This window comes from Halopenitus malekzadehii, from assembly GCF_900108505.1.
GTDB classification, from domain to species: domain Archaea; phylum Halobacteriota; class Halobacteria; order Halobacteriales; family Haloferacaceae; genus Halopenitus; species Halopenitus malekzadehii.
Genome location: NZ_FNWU01000001.1, coordinates 240,566 through 253,503 on the forward strand (window position 1 = coordinate 240,566; position 12,938 = coordinate 253,503).

Sequence of the window (12,938 nt, forward strand, 5' to 3'; positions counted from 1 at the left end):
TTACACCTTCGCCCAGCTGCGCTCAGTGCGCCGACGGCTGTTGTATTCGCCGTCCTGTTCGTTCAACATCTCACGGACCGCCGACCGGATCGCCTCGCTCCGGTTCGGGAACTCGCCCGTTTCGACCATCTGTTCGACCTCCTCTATCTGCTGTTTCGGGATTCGTAGTGTCACACGCTCCATTGTCATTCCCCCGGTAAGACGGTGACATCGCGTGTCATTGGGTCTTACACACGTAAACCGCCGGACGGCGAGTCGATCGCCGCCGCGGCGGCCGTCTGTAAGACGACCGTCTTACGCAGATGAACGCACAGATGGAAGATACTTAAAAGTACCGCCCGTTGTAAGACGTCATCGGAAAAACGGCGTATACGAGCCGAACAACCCTGTTTACACCGTCCTAGGGGTTATCGAGGACGTCGGCCGCAGGGGTTCTTCGGCCACAGCCGGGACAGAACGCCCAATCCGACCGGATCTCGTCGCCGCATTCACAGAACACGCGATGCGATCGCTTTTCCCCGCAATTCGGACAGTAAACGTGGTCTTCCGGCATTTCATCACCACAGCTTGCGCACGTTTTACGGTCCGTTTGCGCACGTTCAGCCGACTCATCCCCGTGTGTCATACGCTCGTCGGTCATCGTCGATCGGTCGGCGTCCTCGTCGGTTTCGACGGCCGACTCGTCGGCACGAACCCCGTCGAGTGTGACGTTTACGCTGATCTCGGACCCGCTCGCGGGCGTATACGCGCCGTGATCGGGTGTGGCCGGTCGACCGAGTCGGTCGTCGAGTGCCGCATCCAGCCGATCGGCGATCAACTCGTCGACACGGTCGGCGATCGTGGCGTCGATCCCGCTTGCGGTCTCCGAGCTCTCCCCCGTCGACGATCCGGATCCTGCAGTCACGTCCCGTCCGGGCTCCCCGTCGGCCGGCTCGGCCGACTCGAGATAGGTGCGCAACGCCTCGCGCATCACCTCGCTTTTGGAGGCGTCGTACTCCTCCAACCGCTCGACGAGGTCGTCGGCGGCGCGGAACGTGATCTTGCTCATCGCTCGAATACGGATATCCGTGGGTCCTATAAGTATCTTCCTCCGTGTCTGACGGTCGTCCGTCAGCCGCCATACGAGCGTCGGACAGCCCGATCGATCGGGACGGTCCGTTCGACCCGGCGTCCGTGATCGGTGGCTTCGAAAACGCACCGATCGACCGACCGGAACGCACCGGATCGACGAACCCGGAAACGCTTTCCGTCACGGCCGTCTCCCGACTGTATGGACTACCAGGCCAGTCTCGACCGCGCGATCGACGAGTTGCCGGATCTCGGCGGCTCGGACGAGCGCCTCGAGGTCCCGGACCCGACTGCTCAGAAGGACGGTGCCTTCACCCGATTGACAAACCTCTCGGCGATCGCCGACGCGCTCTCGCGTGACCCCGAGCACGTCCACTCCAACATCCAGCGCGAACTGGGGACCGCCGGCCAGTACGAAAACGGCGTCGCTCGCTACAACGGCAACTTCCGAGCCGACGACTTTCAGTCGGCCCTCGACGCCTACATCGCCTCCTACGTGACCTGCTCGGAGTGTGGCCTCCCGGACACGCGCCTTGTCACCGAAGACCGCACGCCGATGCTTCGCTGTGAGGCGTGTGGTGCCTTCCGCCCCGTCGCCAAGCAGACGTCCACGACCCAGCGCCGCTCCGAGACCGTCGAGGAGGGAACCACCTACGAGGTCGAGATCGTCGGCACCGGCCGGAAGGGCGACGGCGTCGCCGAACGCGGCGACTACACGATCTTCGTCCCCGGCGCCCAGGAGGGCGACACCGTCCGCGCCTACATCGAGAACGTCTCGGGGAACCTCGCGTTCGCTCGACAGGTCTAGCCGTCCGGGGGTAGACGCCCGAGCGTCTCGATCGGACGGGCTCCGTGCCGTTTCGATCGGACCGCTTCCAGCCGATCGAACCGACCGACAGGTTCAATCCGATCCTCGTCGTACGGCCGCCAACGTGGCTCTCACTTTCGATCTCTTCGGAACGCTCGTCGACATCGACTACCCGATCGATCCCGCGGAGGCGGTCGCCCGCGAACTCGAATCGCGCGGGGTTCGAGTCCCGGACGATTGGCACGTCGCCTACGGCGAGGTTCACATCGACGCCCCAGAGGGTGCCGAGGTGCCGCTGCCGGCACACGTCGCCGCCGCGTTGGACTCCCGTGAGGTCGACGTGTCCGACAACGCCGCCCGGCACGCGGTCGTTGCCGCCTTCGACCCCGACGTGACCCGCCGGGATGGTGCCCTGGAGGCGATCCGAGCCGCCGACGATCGCGGTCCGGTCGGGATACTCTCCAACTGTTCGGTTCCGGAACTCGTTCCCCGAACGCTCATCCGCAGCGGACTTCGCGGGGAGTTCGATGCCGTGACGACGAGCATCGGTTGTGGCTGGCGAAAGCCCGATTCTCGTGCCTTCGAGGTGGCCGCCGAGGCGCTCGGGACGACCGCCGCCGACCTCACACACGTCGGCGACGATCCGGCCGTTGATGGAGCTATCGAGTCGGCCGGCGGACGGTTCATCGACGTCACCGAGACCTCGCTCACGGAGCTCCCGACCCGGCTGGAGGCCAGGCGGTGATCCGGGCGGCCGCCCTCGCGGTGCTCGTGGCGGCCGCCCTCGATTCGACGATCGCCGAACCGCCGGCACGTGTCCATCCGGTCGCCGTTCTCGGATCCATCGTCGACCGGATCGATCGGACGCTTCCCGACACCCGGTCGGTCGGCGTCGTGATCGCCGTCCTCGTTCCTGCCGGGTTCGCCGCCGTCGTCGCCGCGGTCCCCGTGGTGGTGGCAGGATGGGTCGATCCCCTGCTGGGGAGCGTTCTCGCCGGGGTTGTTCTGTACACGTGTCTCAGTCGGCGACTGCTCATTGAGACCGCCGAACGCGTCGTCTCGCTTGCCGACTCCGACGCGGATCTCCCGGCCGCCCGCGAGGCACTGCGCGCACTTGCCGGACGCGATGCGGACACGCTGTCGGCGGCCCACGTTCGATCCGCCGCGGTCGAAAGCGCTGCCGAGAACCTCGCAGATGGGCTGATCGCCCCTCTCACCGCGTTCACGGCCGCCGCCGCGGTTATGGGTGTGATAGCGGTGGTGGCGTCCGTCGCGGACGTTACCACGGGTGCACTCACGACCGGCTCCGTCCTCGCCGTCGCGACCGGTGCCGCGGCGTGGGTGAAGGGGGTCAACACCCTCGACTCGATGCTCGGCTACCGCCCGCGCCGGGCCGGCTGGGCTCCGGCACGCCTCGACGATCTCGTGATGTGGATCCCCGCGCGGCTGTCGGCGCTCGTGCTCGCGGTCGCGGCCGGACGCCCGACGTCGCTGCTCGCGGCTCGCCGGTGGGCGCGTCGTCCCGACTCGCCCAACTCGGGGTGGCCGATGGCGACGATCGCGTCGGTCCTGGACGTTCGGCTCGAGAAGCCGGGGACGTACGTCCTCCGTCCGGCCGCCGATCTGCCGACTGCAGCGGCGGCGCGGCGTGGCATCCGACTCGTGAATCGCGCAGCCTGGCTCGGCATCGTGAGTGCGGTCGGCTGCTGTCTGGCTCTCGACGTGTACGTTGCGGGAACGGGGGTGGTGACCGCCGGATGACGTCGTCGACACGAGGCCCGATACGTCGCCGGATCGGTGCGGTTCGCGGCGCCGTCACGTTCCTGACCCGGCTCCCGATCTCCGGTGGCCGCCGGAGCGACTGGGACGACTTTCGGACGTCCCCGTGGACGATCCCCGTCGTCGGGTGGGTCATCGGGATCGCGCTTGCCGCGTTCGTCCTGTCCGCCGGGCTCGCGTCGATACCCTGGCCGACCATCGTCGCGGGCTATCTCTGTCTCCTGTACGCCCTTTCGGGCGTCACCCACGCCGACGGAGTGGCGGATCTGGGCGACGCGGTCGCGGCTCACGACCCGGACCGCCGCCGTGCGGTGTTGGCGGACGCCGATCTCGGCGTCGGCGGCGTCCTCCTTCTCGGGGTGACGCTGCTCGTGACCACGCTTGGCGCCGCCGCGATCGCGCTCCCGACGATGAATCCCCTCGTGGCCGCCGGTATCATCCTCGCGGCCGAGGTCGGGGCGAAGCTCGGGATGGCGCTTGCGGTCTGTTTCGGAACCGCAGCTCACGAGGGATTAGGGTCCGGTCTTGCGGATCCGGCGACCCCAGCCGATTCGCTCCCGGTCGTCACGGTCGCTCTTCCGGCTGTCGTCATCGCACTTCCGGTCCTGTTCGACGTCCCGGCGGGGACGCTACTCGCCGTCCTCGCCGCGCTGTGTGCCGGCCCGGCGGTCGCGCTGGTGGTCGTCCATCGGACGCGGTCGTGGCTCGGCGGCGTCAGCGGGGACGTCTTCGGCGCGATCAACGAGGTCGGCCGCGCCCTGGCGCTGCACGCGGGGGTGATCGCGTGGGCGATCGTGTAGCTGCGGACGGTCACGATATCGCGGACGATCACGTCGACGTTCCCGCGATCGTCCTGTGCGGCGGCCGAGGGACCCGGCTCGCCGGCGAGCCGACGGTTGATGCGATCGCGGAGAAGCCTCTGGTTCGCGTCGGCGGCGAACCGATGGTCGATCGAGTCGTCCGGGCACTTCGACGGTCCGATGCGGTCGACGCGATCCACGCCGTCGCGTCACCGCACACCCCCGAGACGCTCGCACATCTTCGATCGAGGGTTGACTGCCTCGACGGCCCCGATGGCGGCGACGGCCTCGACCGTCCCGTGGACCGGGACGATCGTCCCGCCCTGACCGTTCGGGAGAGATCGGGGGACGGCTACGTCGCCGACCTGCAGGCGGCACTCGAGAACGTCGATCCGCCGGCGATCACCGCCGTGGCCGATCTTCCGTTGCTTCGTCCGGACCACGTCTCTGCGGCGGTCGACCACGCGACCCGGCGATCCGACGGCGAGTCGCTCACCGTCTGCGTCCCGGCTTCAACGAAACACGACCTCGGCGTCAGTGCGGATACCACGATGACGGTCGATGGAATGCAGGTCGCGCCGACCGGGTTGAACGTGGTCGGCAGCGAGGACGCACCTGAGACCGTTCGGGTCGTCGACGATCCGGCCCTCGCGATCAACGTCAACCGTCCCGGTGACCTCCGGATCGCTCGAAAGCGGGTCGCATCGTCTCCCGACGGCTGCTGACTGCTCACCCTCGTCGCCGTCCCCGCCATCTCCGCCGTCTCCTCGCCGTCTCCGCGAACGGAACCTTTGTGTCCGCGGCGTCGGTTCCGGACGTATGGACCGCGACGCCCTCACACGGACCGATCGCGTCCCACACGGCGGGACGAACGATCGGTCGGTCGTCGACTTCAGCGCCAATACCAACCCGGAGTCCCCCGCCGGGGTCACGCCGGTGTACGACGCCGCCCGCGCCGCCGCACGCCGGTACCCGTCCGACGGCTATGCCGAGTTCCGGACGGCGGCCGGCGAGTATCTGGATTGTGACTCCCAACAGGTGGTTCCGACCGCCGGCGCGCTGGCCGGGATCCGCCTCGTTTGTGCGATCGCCGTCGATCCGGGCGACCGCGTCCTCCTCCCGGAACCCTCCTTCGGCGAGTACGCCCGGGAGGTTCGACTGCAGGGCGGGACGCCCGAGTTCGTTCCCCACGACACCATCTTCGAGGCCGATCCGACTGGCTACGCGCTCGCGATCGTCTGCACTCCGAATAACCCGACCGGCGAGCTCCCGGGACGCTGCGAGCGCGAAGCGTTCGCCGCCCGGTGCCGATCCGCCGACACGCCGCTGCTCGTTGACGAGGCGTTCCTCGATTTCACCGACGCCTCGAGCCTCGGCTCCCAGTCGGGCGTGATCGTCGCTCGATCGCTGACGAAGGTGTTCGGGCTTCCCGGACTCCGGGCCGGCTTTCTCGTCGCGACCGACGAGTGGCGGGAGGCCCTGGAAACCGCGCGACCGGCGTGGGGACTCGCGACGCCCGCCGCGGCGGTCGGCGCGCACTGTCTCGAGTGCACCGACTTCCTCGATCGGACGCGCGAGCGCGTCGCGAGCGAGCGAGACCGGATGGCCGACCGGCTCGGATCGCGGTTCACCGTCCACCCCTCCGACGCGCCGTTCCTCCTCGTCGACGTCTCGAGCGCCGACGATGTGGGTGTTGACGCGCTCCTCGAAACTGCCCGGGAAGCCGGGTACGCGATCCGTGATGCCCGCACGTTCCGGACGCTCGAGAGCCACGTCCGGATCGCCGTCCGACGACCTGCGGAGAACGACGGACTTCTCGAGGCGCTCGATGTCTGATCGTCCCTCGACGTCGGGCGGATCCCCTCCGGAGTCGGCGACCGACCCCCATCCGGCGTCACCGGCTGCTCCCGTTCCCGTCTTCGAGACGACCGTCTCGGACGGCGTCTGTCGGCTGGTACGGCCGGGGACGCGGTTCCTCTCGACCGGCTTCGACGGCGGACGACGGGTCGCCGACGCCGCCTACAACGTCACCGTACCCACGGGGTTCGACGCTCGCGACCTGCGGGCATATGTCGCTGACCGGCTCGACCGCGCGGACTTCGATGGGGAGGTCGGGCCGGACGCGGCTCCAGCACTTCTCACCGGCGTCGATCAGTCCTATGCCCGGATCGCGCGGGCTGGGTCGGTCGCGGTCCTCGCGACCGCCGGGATATCCAACCCGGCTGCCCTCCCGATCGACGGGCGTCGCGACGCCGCTGGAGCTGGGTGCGCCGACGAAGCCGCCGCCGATCGCCGGCACGACGCCGATTCGCGTCACGCCAACGACCGACGGCACGACGTCGACCCGCGCCACGCTCCCGACCGCCACCACGCCGGCACCGTCAATCTCGTCGCGGGCACCACGCGATCGCTTTCGGACGGCGCGCTCGCGAACCTGCTCACGGTCGTCGCCGAGGCGAAAGCGGCGACGCTGCTCGCGCTGACCGGGTTCCCGGGAACGACCTCCGACGCGGTCATCGTCGCCGACGACCCCGACGGTGAGCCGGCGACCTTCTCGGGCAGCGCCACGCCGGTCGGGCGGGCGACGCGCGTTTGCGTGCGCGATGCGGTCACAGCGTCGCTTCGATCGCGATATGGCGAGGTGGCTACGGGTTCCGATATGTCCGGAAATTCCGACGGTTCGAACGACGGGATCCCGACCGACGTCGCGGACGCGGACCACGGGGTCGTGGCTGACGGCCGTGCGACGGTCACGCGTGTCGAGACGGACGCCGATCCGGGAGGGGATTTATAGGTGGTGGCGAAAACACCGAACCGGAATGTCCGCCCGGTTCCCCGTCGCTTCGCCTCTCCAGACCTGCAAGCTCGCCGCCGTCCTGGTGACCGGTCTCGCCACGATCGCAGCGCTGACCGGCCTCACCCCCGTCGGACTGCTTCGCACTCTCCTGATCGTCGCCTTCCTCGGCCCGCTCCTCGGTCTCGTGGTGCTCGTGGAGACCGTGGTCGTCGGCTACCGAGTGCTGGCGACCGACGACGCGCCGTTGGGTCGATTCGGTGACCGGCCGGTGTACGTCGTCGTCCGTGTGCTTGAGGTGGTACTCACCGTGACCGCCGGCGGCGCCTTCGTCGTCCTGATCGCGACCCTGCCGGAGGACCTGCCCGGGCCGGGCGCGATCGGCGTCCTGTTCGTCGGCGTCGCGCTCGGGGGGCTCGTCCTCGTGGCCGTCCTCGTCAGAACCATCCTCGAGTACGTCCTCCATCGTCGACATCCCGATCCGGGCGATTCGGACGATCCGGACGCGGATCCGCAGTCCGCGTCCCGGTCCGTCGACGCCGGGGAGTGATGTCGATCGGGCTCGCCGCGCGTCACGGGATCCGGGCCCGCCACTCGTCGCCGATGCGGCCCTCAGCGAGGAGCTTCTCGAGGTGGGCACGAACGGTCGCACGGGCGAGGTCGGCCACGCCCGTGAGGTCCTTCTCGTACGCGGCATCAACCACGGCGTCCACGTCGCGTGCGCCGGTCTCCACCGCCTCGAGGACCGCCGTCTCCCGATCGAGCCGGTGGTCGATCAGTCGATCGAGGGCCGCCGTGACCGCCTCCGAACCCTCGATGGCGGGGCCGTGTCCGGGGTACAGGGCGGTCGGGGTGCGGTCGCGAAGCCGCCGAAGGCTCTCGAGGTACGCGATCAGTCCGCCGCCGCCCGGGCCGACCACGACGCTGCCCTCGGCGACGGCGAGGTCTCCGCAGAGGATCGCCTCGCCGGCTTCGTGACGCCGGTGGTCCGGGACCGCGAACGCGACGTGGTCGACCGCGTGGCCGGGCGTCTCCAGCGCGGTCGGTCCGTCCTCACCAAGCGTGTCGCCGTCGGTAAACGTCGCGTTGGGGGCCACGCCGGTCGCGTCGGCAACCCGGTCAGCGAACGCCGCGGGCGCCCAGACCGTCGCGTCCGCACGGTCGGCGTAGTCGGCGACCGCGCCGACGTGGTCGGCGTGCGTGTGCGTGACGGCGACGTGGTCGATCCGCCCGGAATCGGCGAGGCGGTCGAGTTCGGGGTCCTCGGCAGCGGGGTCGACGAGGAGGTCGTCGACGAGGTACGCGTTGGTCGCGCCGCTCGGCGCACGCGTCGGCACCTCGAGGGAGATCCGTCGGATCGGCTCCGTTGTGTCGGTCGCGCCCGATGACTGACCGTCCGACGCGTCGGACGACCGACCGTCAGCGGCGTCCCGAGCCATCGTTAGTCGCTCCTGCCGGCGGCCGGATTCCCCGGTTCCTCCAGTCCGGGGATCGTCGCCGGGTCGGAGTCGGTTGCGACGCAGTATGCCGAGAGGTCGATCGTTTCCACGGGGACCTCCTCGAGGCTCGCGTGGGGGCGCTCGACCACGACGTCGCCGGCGGTGGACCGTGCGATCCCCGGGATCGTCGTCAACTCGTCCATCGAGGCCGCGTTCACGTCCAGCGGGTAGGGGACGCCGGTGACCGACCGGTAGCCGTGGTCGACGATCGCGACGTCCATCGTCCGACCGAGTTCGCGCTCGCCGGGGATCCCGACGAGCAGCGCGTACGTCCCGATCTGCCGGCCGAAGGTCATCCCGTCCTGGTGGTACTCTAGGTGGACGTCCGGTAGGACCGTCCCGCGAGGAACGACGCGTTCGAGCATCGGGTTGTCGATCGTTTCACGGACCTCCTGTTTGTACTGTTTGAACTGCCGTTTGTGGTCCTCGGCGATCTCGGCGCCCGTCTCCGACATCTCCGTGCCCGCGAACGCCATCACCTGCCGGATGTTGATCCGGCGGAGCAGTAGTCCCTCGTCGTAGACGCGCTGCAGGAATCGCCGGTTATGTTCGAAGGTCTCCTCGCGCTCCCCCTGCAACCCGTGGACGAGGTTGATCCCCGGTAACAGCTTCGGGAGCCGTGGCGATGCGTTCGGTCCGGTCGAGGGACCGCGGACGCGGTCGTCGCCCCCGGGCGTCGTCCCGGGCTCGTCGCCGGGTCGCCAGCCGCCCTCCTCGTTGACGACGCGGACGGCCTCGAGACACTCCTCGGCTGAGACGAGCAGGTCGTTCTCCTCGCGGACGACCGGGTCGGCCGATTCCAGGCCGAACGCCGCCGTGTCGCCGGGCGTGTTGTGCTCGGCGATGATCCGGATCGCCTCCCGGGAACGTTCGGGATAGTCGACGATCGTCACCGGGTTCATGTTGTCGAGGTGGAGGGTTTCGAGGCCCGGCGCGGCCTCCCGGATGCCGCCGTAGAGCCGGCGGAGCGCGTCGGGATTCGGCGCCTCGCCGTCGCCGCCGAACGCGAGGATGTCGGCTTGCCGCCCCAGCCGGAAGTGGTCGACGCCGCGGTCGGACAGCGCGTCGACTTCGCTGACCACCCCATCCGCCTCACGGAACGACGGGTTCCCGTACAGGGGCTCGGTGCAGAAGGAACACCGGTAGGCACAGCCCCGCGACGTCTCCAGCTCACAGATGAGGTAGTCGGGGTGGTTCGGGTGCTGTTCGACCACGAACGCGCCGCGACGGGCCCAGCGGTCACCTTCCTGCGTCTCGCGCATCCGGTTGCCGAACCCCTCGAGCCCGTTGGTCACGAGGTCGTACGCCGCGGCTTCGACGTCGCCCTTCGCGACGAAGTCGTAATCGAGGTCGTCGCGCTCGGTCTCCTGTGCGCCGGCGTTCTCCTCGCCGACGCCGAATCTGACGGGGCCGCCAAGCAGCGTCACTCCGTCGGCGGTCCAGCCGAGTTCGCGGACTTCGTCCGGCTCCGCCGGCGTGCCGCCGACGTACTTGCCGGGAACGGTCATCCCGCCGACGTAGACGAACAGGTCCGCGTTCGCGACGTCGGCCCGCTTGTGTCGGTCCTCGCGGAGCTCGTCGATCGTGTGATAGGTGATCGACGATTCCGGCACGCCGGCGTCGACGAGCGCACCGGCCGTGTAACGGGGGTACGTGGAGAGGTACGGCGGCACGCCGAAGTGCGCCGGCTCGTCCACGTACCCGTCGACGATCGTGACGGCGAGGTCGGCGGGGTCGGCCGCCCCCCCGCCGCGCGTGGACGGATCGGTCATAGGCCGTGGTACTCGCCCGAGACGGTAAAACGGCGCGGATGTGCGGCTCGGCGTTCCGGCGGTTTCCGAACGTCCCGCGGCGTTACTCGGTACTCGACGACGTCGTCCCCGTCGCTCCGTCGGTCGTCGTTGCCGCCGTGCGCGAGCGGTTCGTCCACTTCTTCTCGACGTCGCGGTTCGCGAGGACGACGAGCTCCCCGTCGTCGGCCCGGATCCGGGTCTTTCGGAGGCCGATCTCCGAGACCGTTCCCGACACCGAGGCCGTTTCGACCCGGTCACCTGGGGTGAAATCCGGATCCTTCAGCAGGTAGACGCCGGCGACCGTGTCCGCGATCATCTCCTTCAGCGCGAAGGCGACGCCGAGCCCGATGAACCCGCCGGCGGTTCCGAGGCTGGCGGCCACCTCGCCGAGGCCGACGATCGTCAACAGCGCGAGCGCGGCCCCGAACCAGCAGAACAGTCCGACGACCGCCACCGAGAGGTCGACGATGAGCCGTTCCTCGTCGGGGTACACCCGGTCGAGAACGGTTCGGGTGACCGTCAGGACGACCTTGATGACGAGGTACGCGAACAGCAGGAAGACGGCCCCCGAGACGATCCGCGGGATCGCGGCGATCAGGTCCTCGAGGAATTCGGCGAGGATCCGTCCGCCGATCGACCCGGCGGACTGAATGAGGACGTTGCTTGGTGACATATCGCTTTGTTTTCTCCGGGTGCCGAAAGTCGTTCGGGCCACCGACGGGTTGGGACATCGCCTCGGTCGTCGTTTTTCTGCTCTCCTCCTGGCGTGGAGATGATCCGGTCGTCGGACAGTAGCGTTTAGTGATGACCGGCTGTAGGTGGGGTATGATCCACGGATCCCGGTCGCCGCGATCGACGATCGCCTCACGAGTCGTTCGGACACCCCGTCTCGACGAACTCGGACCGGTGGGGGCGCGATGGTAGACGTCGCACTCTCGGTCGGCCGGGTCCTCCTCGCGCTGGTGCTCGTCGCCCTGAACGGCTTCTTTGTCGCCGCGGAGTTCGCGTACGTTCGCGTCCGTGCGACCGCGGTCGACTCGATGGTTGAACAGGGAAAAACCGGCGCAGGGCTGCTTGCGGACGCGATGGACAGCCTGGACGACTATCTCGCGGTCACTCAACTCGGGATCACGATCGCTTCGCTCGGACTGGGGTGGATCGGCGAGCCCGCGGTGGCGGCGCTCATCGAACCCGTTCTCGGTGACTTCCTCCCGGCCGAGATCGTCCACCTAGTCGCGTTCGCGATCGGCTTCAGCGTGATCACGTTCCTCCACGTGGTCTTCGGCGAGCTGGCACCGAAGACGATCGCGATCGCACAGGCCGAGCGGATCGCGCTGCTCGTGGCCGCGCCGATGCAGTTCTTCTACTACGTCTTCCTGCCGGGCATCATCGTGTTCAACGGGACGGCAAACGCCTTCACGCGGCTGCTCGGCGTGCCGCCGGCCTCAGAGACCGACGAGACGCTCACCGAGCGGGAGCTTCGGATGGCACTGTCCCACGCCGGCGAGGAGGGCCACGTCGGCGCCGAGGAGGTGGAGATGATCGACCGCGTCTTCGATCTCGACGACGTCACCGTTCGAGAGGTGATGGTACCCCGCCCCGACGTCCGAACCGTGACGGACGATCTCACGATCCCGGCCCTCCGGTCGGTGGTCGTGGACGCCGGCCATACCCGATATCCGGTCGTGGACGCCGACGATCCCGACCAGGTCGTCGGCCTCGTGGACGCCAAGGACGTTCTCCGTGCCACCGAGACCACCGGTGCGTCCGACGCGGAGCCGACTGCCGGCGACATCTCCCGTGAGATCCACGCCGTTCCGGAGACCACCGACGTCGCCACGCTCTTGTCGGACCTGCAGGGTCGAAACGCCCAGATGGCCGCCGTGATCGACGAGTGGGGCGTCCTCGCGGGGATCGTCACCATCGAGGACATCGTGGAGGTCGTCGTCGGCGACATCCGCGACGAGTTCGACGTCGCCGGTGGCGAGTCCGAACCCGGGATCGAGCGCCGCGAGGACGGCTCGCTCACGGTCGACGGCGGGGTCACGATCACCGCGGTCAACGCGGAACTCGGGACCGCCCTCGACCACGACGCGGTCGAGACCATCGGCGGGATCGTGTTGTCGCGGCTCGACCGGCAACCGACGGTCGGCGACCGCGTCACGCTCGACGGCTACGCCTTCGAGGTGACCGACGTCGAGGGGATGCGCGTCTCGACGCTCGTCGTTCGGTCCGAAAGCGACGGATCGGGGTCGGAATCGGGTGAGAACTCGGAGCCGGAGTCGGACGAGAACCCGGAGACGGAGCCGGGCGAGAACACGGAAGCGGGAGCGTCCGAAAACACGGAGACGGCGTCGAACGGTGACACGTCCGGTTCCGAATCCGAGACCTGACGCG

General features: G+C 68.9%; 14 protein-coding genes. 9 read left to right on the forward strand and 5 right to left on the reverse strand.

The genetic code is table 11. The features are described 5' to 3' along the window. Window positions 1-183, reverse strand: coding sequence for a ribbon-helix-helix domain-containing protein (locus BLW38_RS01260; protein ID WP_092813205.1), 183 nt, complete (start codon window positions 181-183; stop codon window positions 1-3). A gap of 217 nt (window positions 184-400) precedes the next feature. Continuing rightward, a complete protein-coding gene (locus BLW38_RS01265) occupies window positions 401-1,048 on the reverse strand; it encodes a double zinc ribbon domain-containing protein (RefSeq protein WP_092813208.1) in 648 nt (215 codons plus the stop codon). Between the two features lie 222 nt (window positions 1,049-1,270). Between BLW38_RS01265 and BLW38_RS01270 the strand changes: the two genes are divergently transcribed. The 8 genes from BLW38_RS01270 (at window position 1,271) to BLW38_RS01305 (ending at window position 7,799) form a co-directional block, all read left to right on the forward strand. Further along, on the forward strand, window positions 1,271-1,876 hold the full coding sequence (locus tag BLW38_RS01270; RefSeq protein ID WP_092815437.1) for a translation initiation factor IF-2 subunit beta: 606 nt from the start codon (window positions 1,271-1,273) through the stop codon (window positions 1,874-1,876). Between the two features lie 124 nt (window positions 1,877-2,000). Next, window positions 2,001-2,621: an HAD family hydrolase gene (locus BLW38_RS01275; RefSeq protein ID WP_092813211.1), complete on the forward strand. Its 621-nt coding sequence runs from the start codon at window positions 2,001-2,003 to the stop codon at window positions 2,619-2,621. Then, complete coding sequence (gene cbiB, locus BLW38_RS01280) at window positions 2,618-3,637, forward strand: adenosylcobinamide-phosphate synthase CbiB (RefSeq protein ID WP_092813214.1); 1,020 nt, start codon at window positions 2,618-2,620, stop codon at window positions 3,635-3,637. The genes BLW38_RS01275 and cbiB overlap by 4 nt, the downstream gene beginning before the upstream one ends. Next, window positions 3,634-4,455: an adenosylcobinamide-GDP ribazoletransferase gene (gene cobS, locus BLW38_RS01285; protein WP_092813217.1), complete on the forward strand. Its 822-nt coding sequence runs from the start codon at window positions 3,634-3,636 to the stop codon at window positions 4,453-4,455. The genes cbiB and cobS overlap by 4 nt, the downstream gene beginning before the upstream one ends. Then, the gene (locus BLW38_RS01290) at window positions 4,440-5,180 is read left to right on the forward strand and encodes an NTP transferase domain-containing protein (RefSeq protein ID WP_321166941.1); all 741 of its coding nucleotides are present in this window, start codon (window positions 4,440-4,442) and stop codon (window positions 5,178-5,180) included. Before cobS ends, BLW38_RS01290 begins: the two co-directional genes overlap by 16 nt. A gap of 94 nt (window positions 5,181-5,274) precedes the next feature. Beyond that, window positions 5,275-6,291 carry a threonine-phosphate decarboxylase gene (locus BLW38_RS01295; RefSeq protein ID WP_092813220.1) on the forward strand — a complete coding sequence of 339 codons (1,017 nt, stop codon included), beginning with the start codon at window positions 5,275-5,277 and terminating at the stop codon, window positions 6,289-6,291. After that, entirely contained in the window at window positions 6,284-7,249 is a 966-nt protein-coding gene (locus tag BLW38_RS01300) for an adenosylcobinamide amidohydrolase (RefSeq protein ID WP_092813223.1), read from the forward strand. Before BLW38_RS01295 ends, BLW38_RS01300 begins: the two co-directional genes overlap by 8 nt. A gap of 25 nt (window positions 7,250-7,274) precedes the next feature. Next, window positions 7,275-7,799, forward strand: coding sequence for a hypothetical protein (locus tag BLW38_RS01305; RefSeq protein WP_092813226.1), 525 nt, complete (start codon window positions 7,275-7,277; stop codon window positions 7,797-7,799). A gap of 22 nt (window positions 7,800-7,821) precedes the next feature. Here BLW38_RS01305 and BLW38_RS01310 read toward each other — a convergent pair whose 3' ends face one another. The 3 genes from BLW38_RS01310 to BLW38_RS01320 form a co-directional block, all read right to left on the reverse strand. Further along, window positions 7,822-8,688: an MBL fold metallo-hydrolase gene (locus tag BLW38_RS01310; RefSeq protein ID WP_092813229.1), complete on the reverse strand. Its 867-nt coding sequence runs from the start codon at window positions 8,686-8,688 to the stop codon at window positions 7,822-7,824. A gap of 2 nt (window positions 8,689-8,690) precedes the next feature. Next, entirely contained in the window at window positions 8,691-10,520 is a 1,830-nt protein-coding gene (locus tag BLW38_RS01315; protein WP_092813232.1) for a radical SAM protein, read from the reverse strand. Window positions 10,521-10,602: 82 nt separating this feature from the next. After that, the gene (locus tag BLW38_RS01320) at window positions 10,603-11,214 is read right to left on the reverse strand and encodes a mechanosensitive ion channel family protein (protein WP_092813235.1); all 612 of its coding nucleotides are present in this window, start codon (window positions 11,212-11,214) and stop codon (window positions 10,603-10,605) included. 244 nt (window positions 11,215-11,458) lie between these two features. Between BLW38_RS01320 and BLW38_RS01325 the strand changes: the two genes are divergently transcribed. After that, a complete protein-coding gene (locus BLW38_RS01325) occupies window positions 11,459-12,934 on the forward strand; it encodes a hemolysin family protein (protein ID WP_092815444.1) in 1,476 nt (491 codons plus the stop codon). Window positions 12,935-12,938 lie beyond the last annotated feature (4 nt).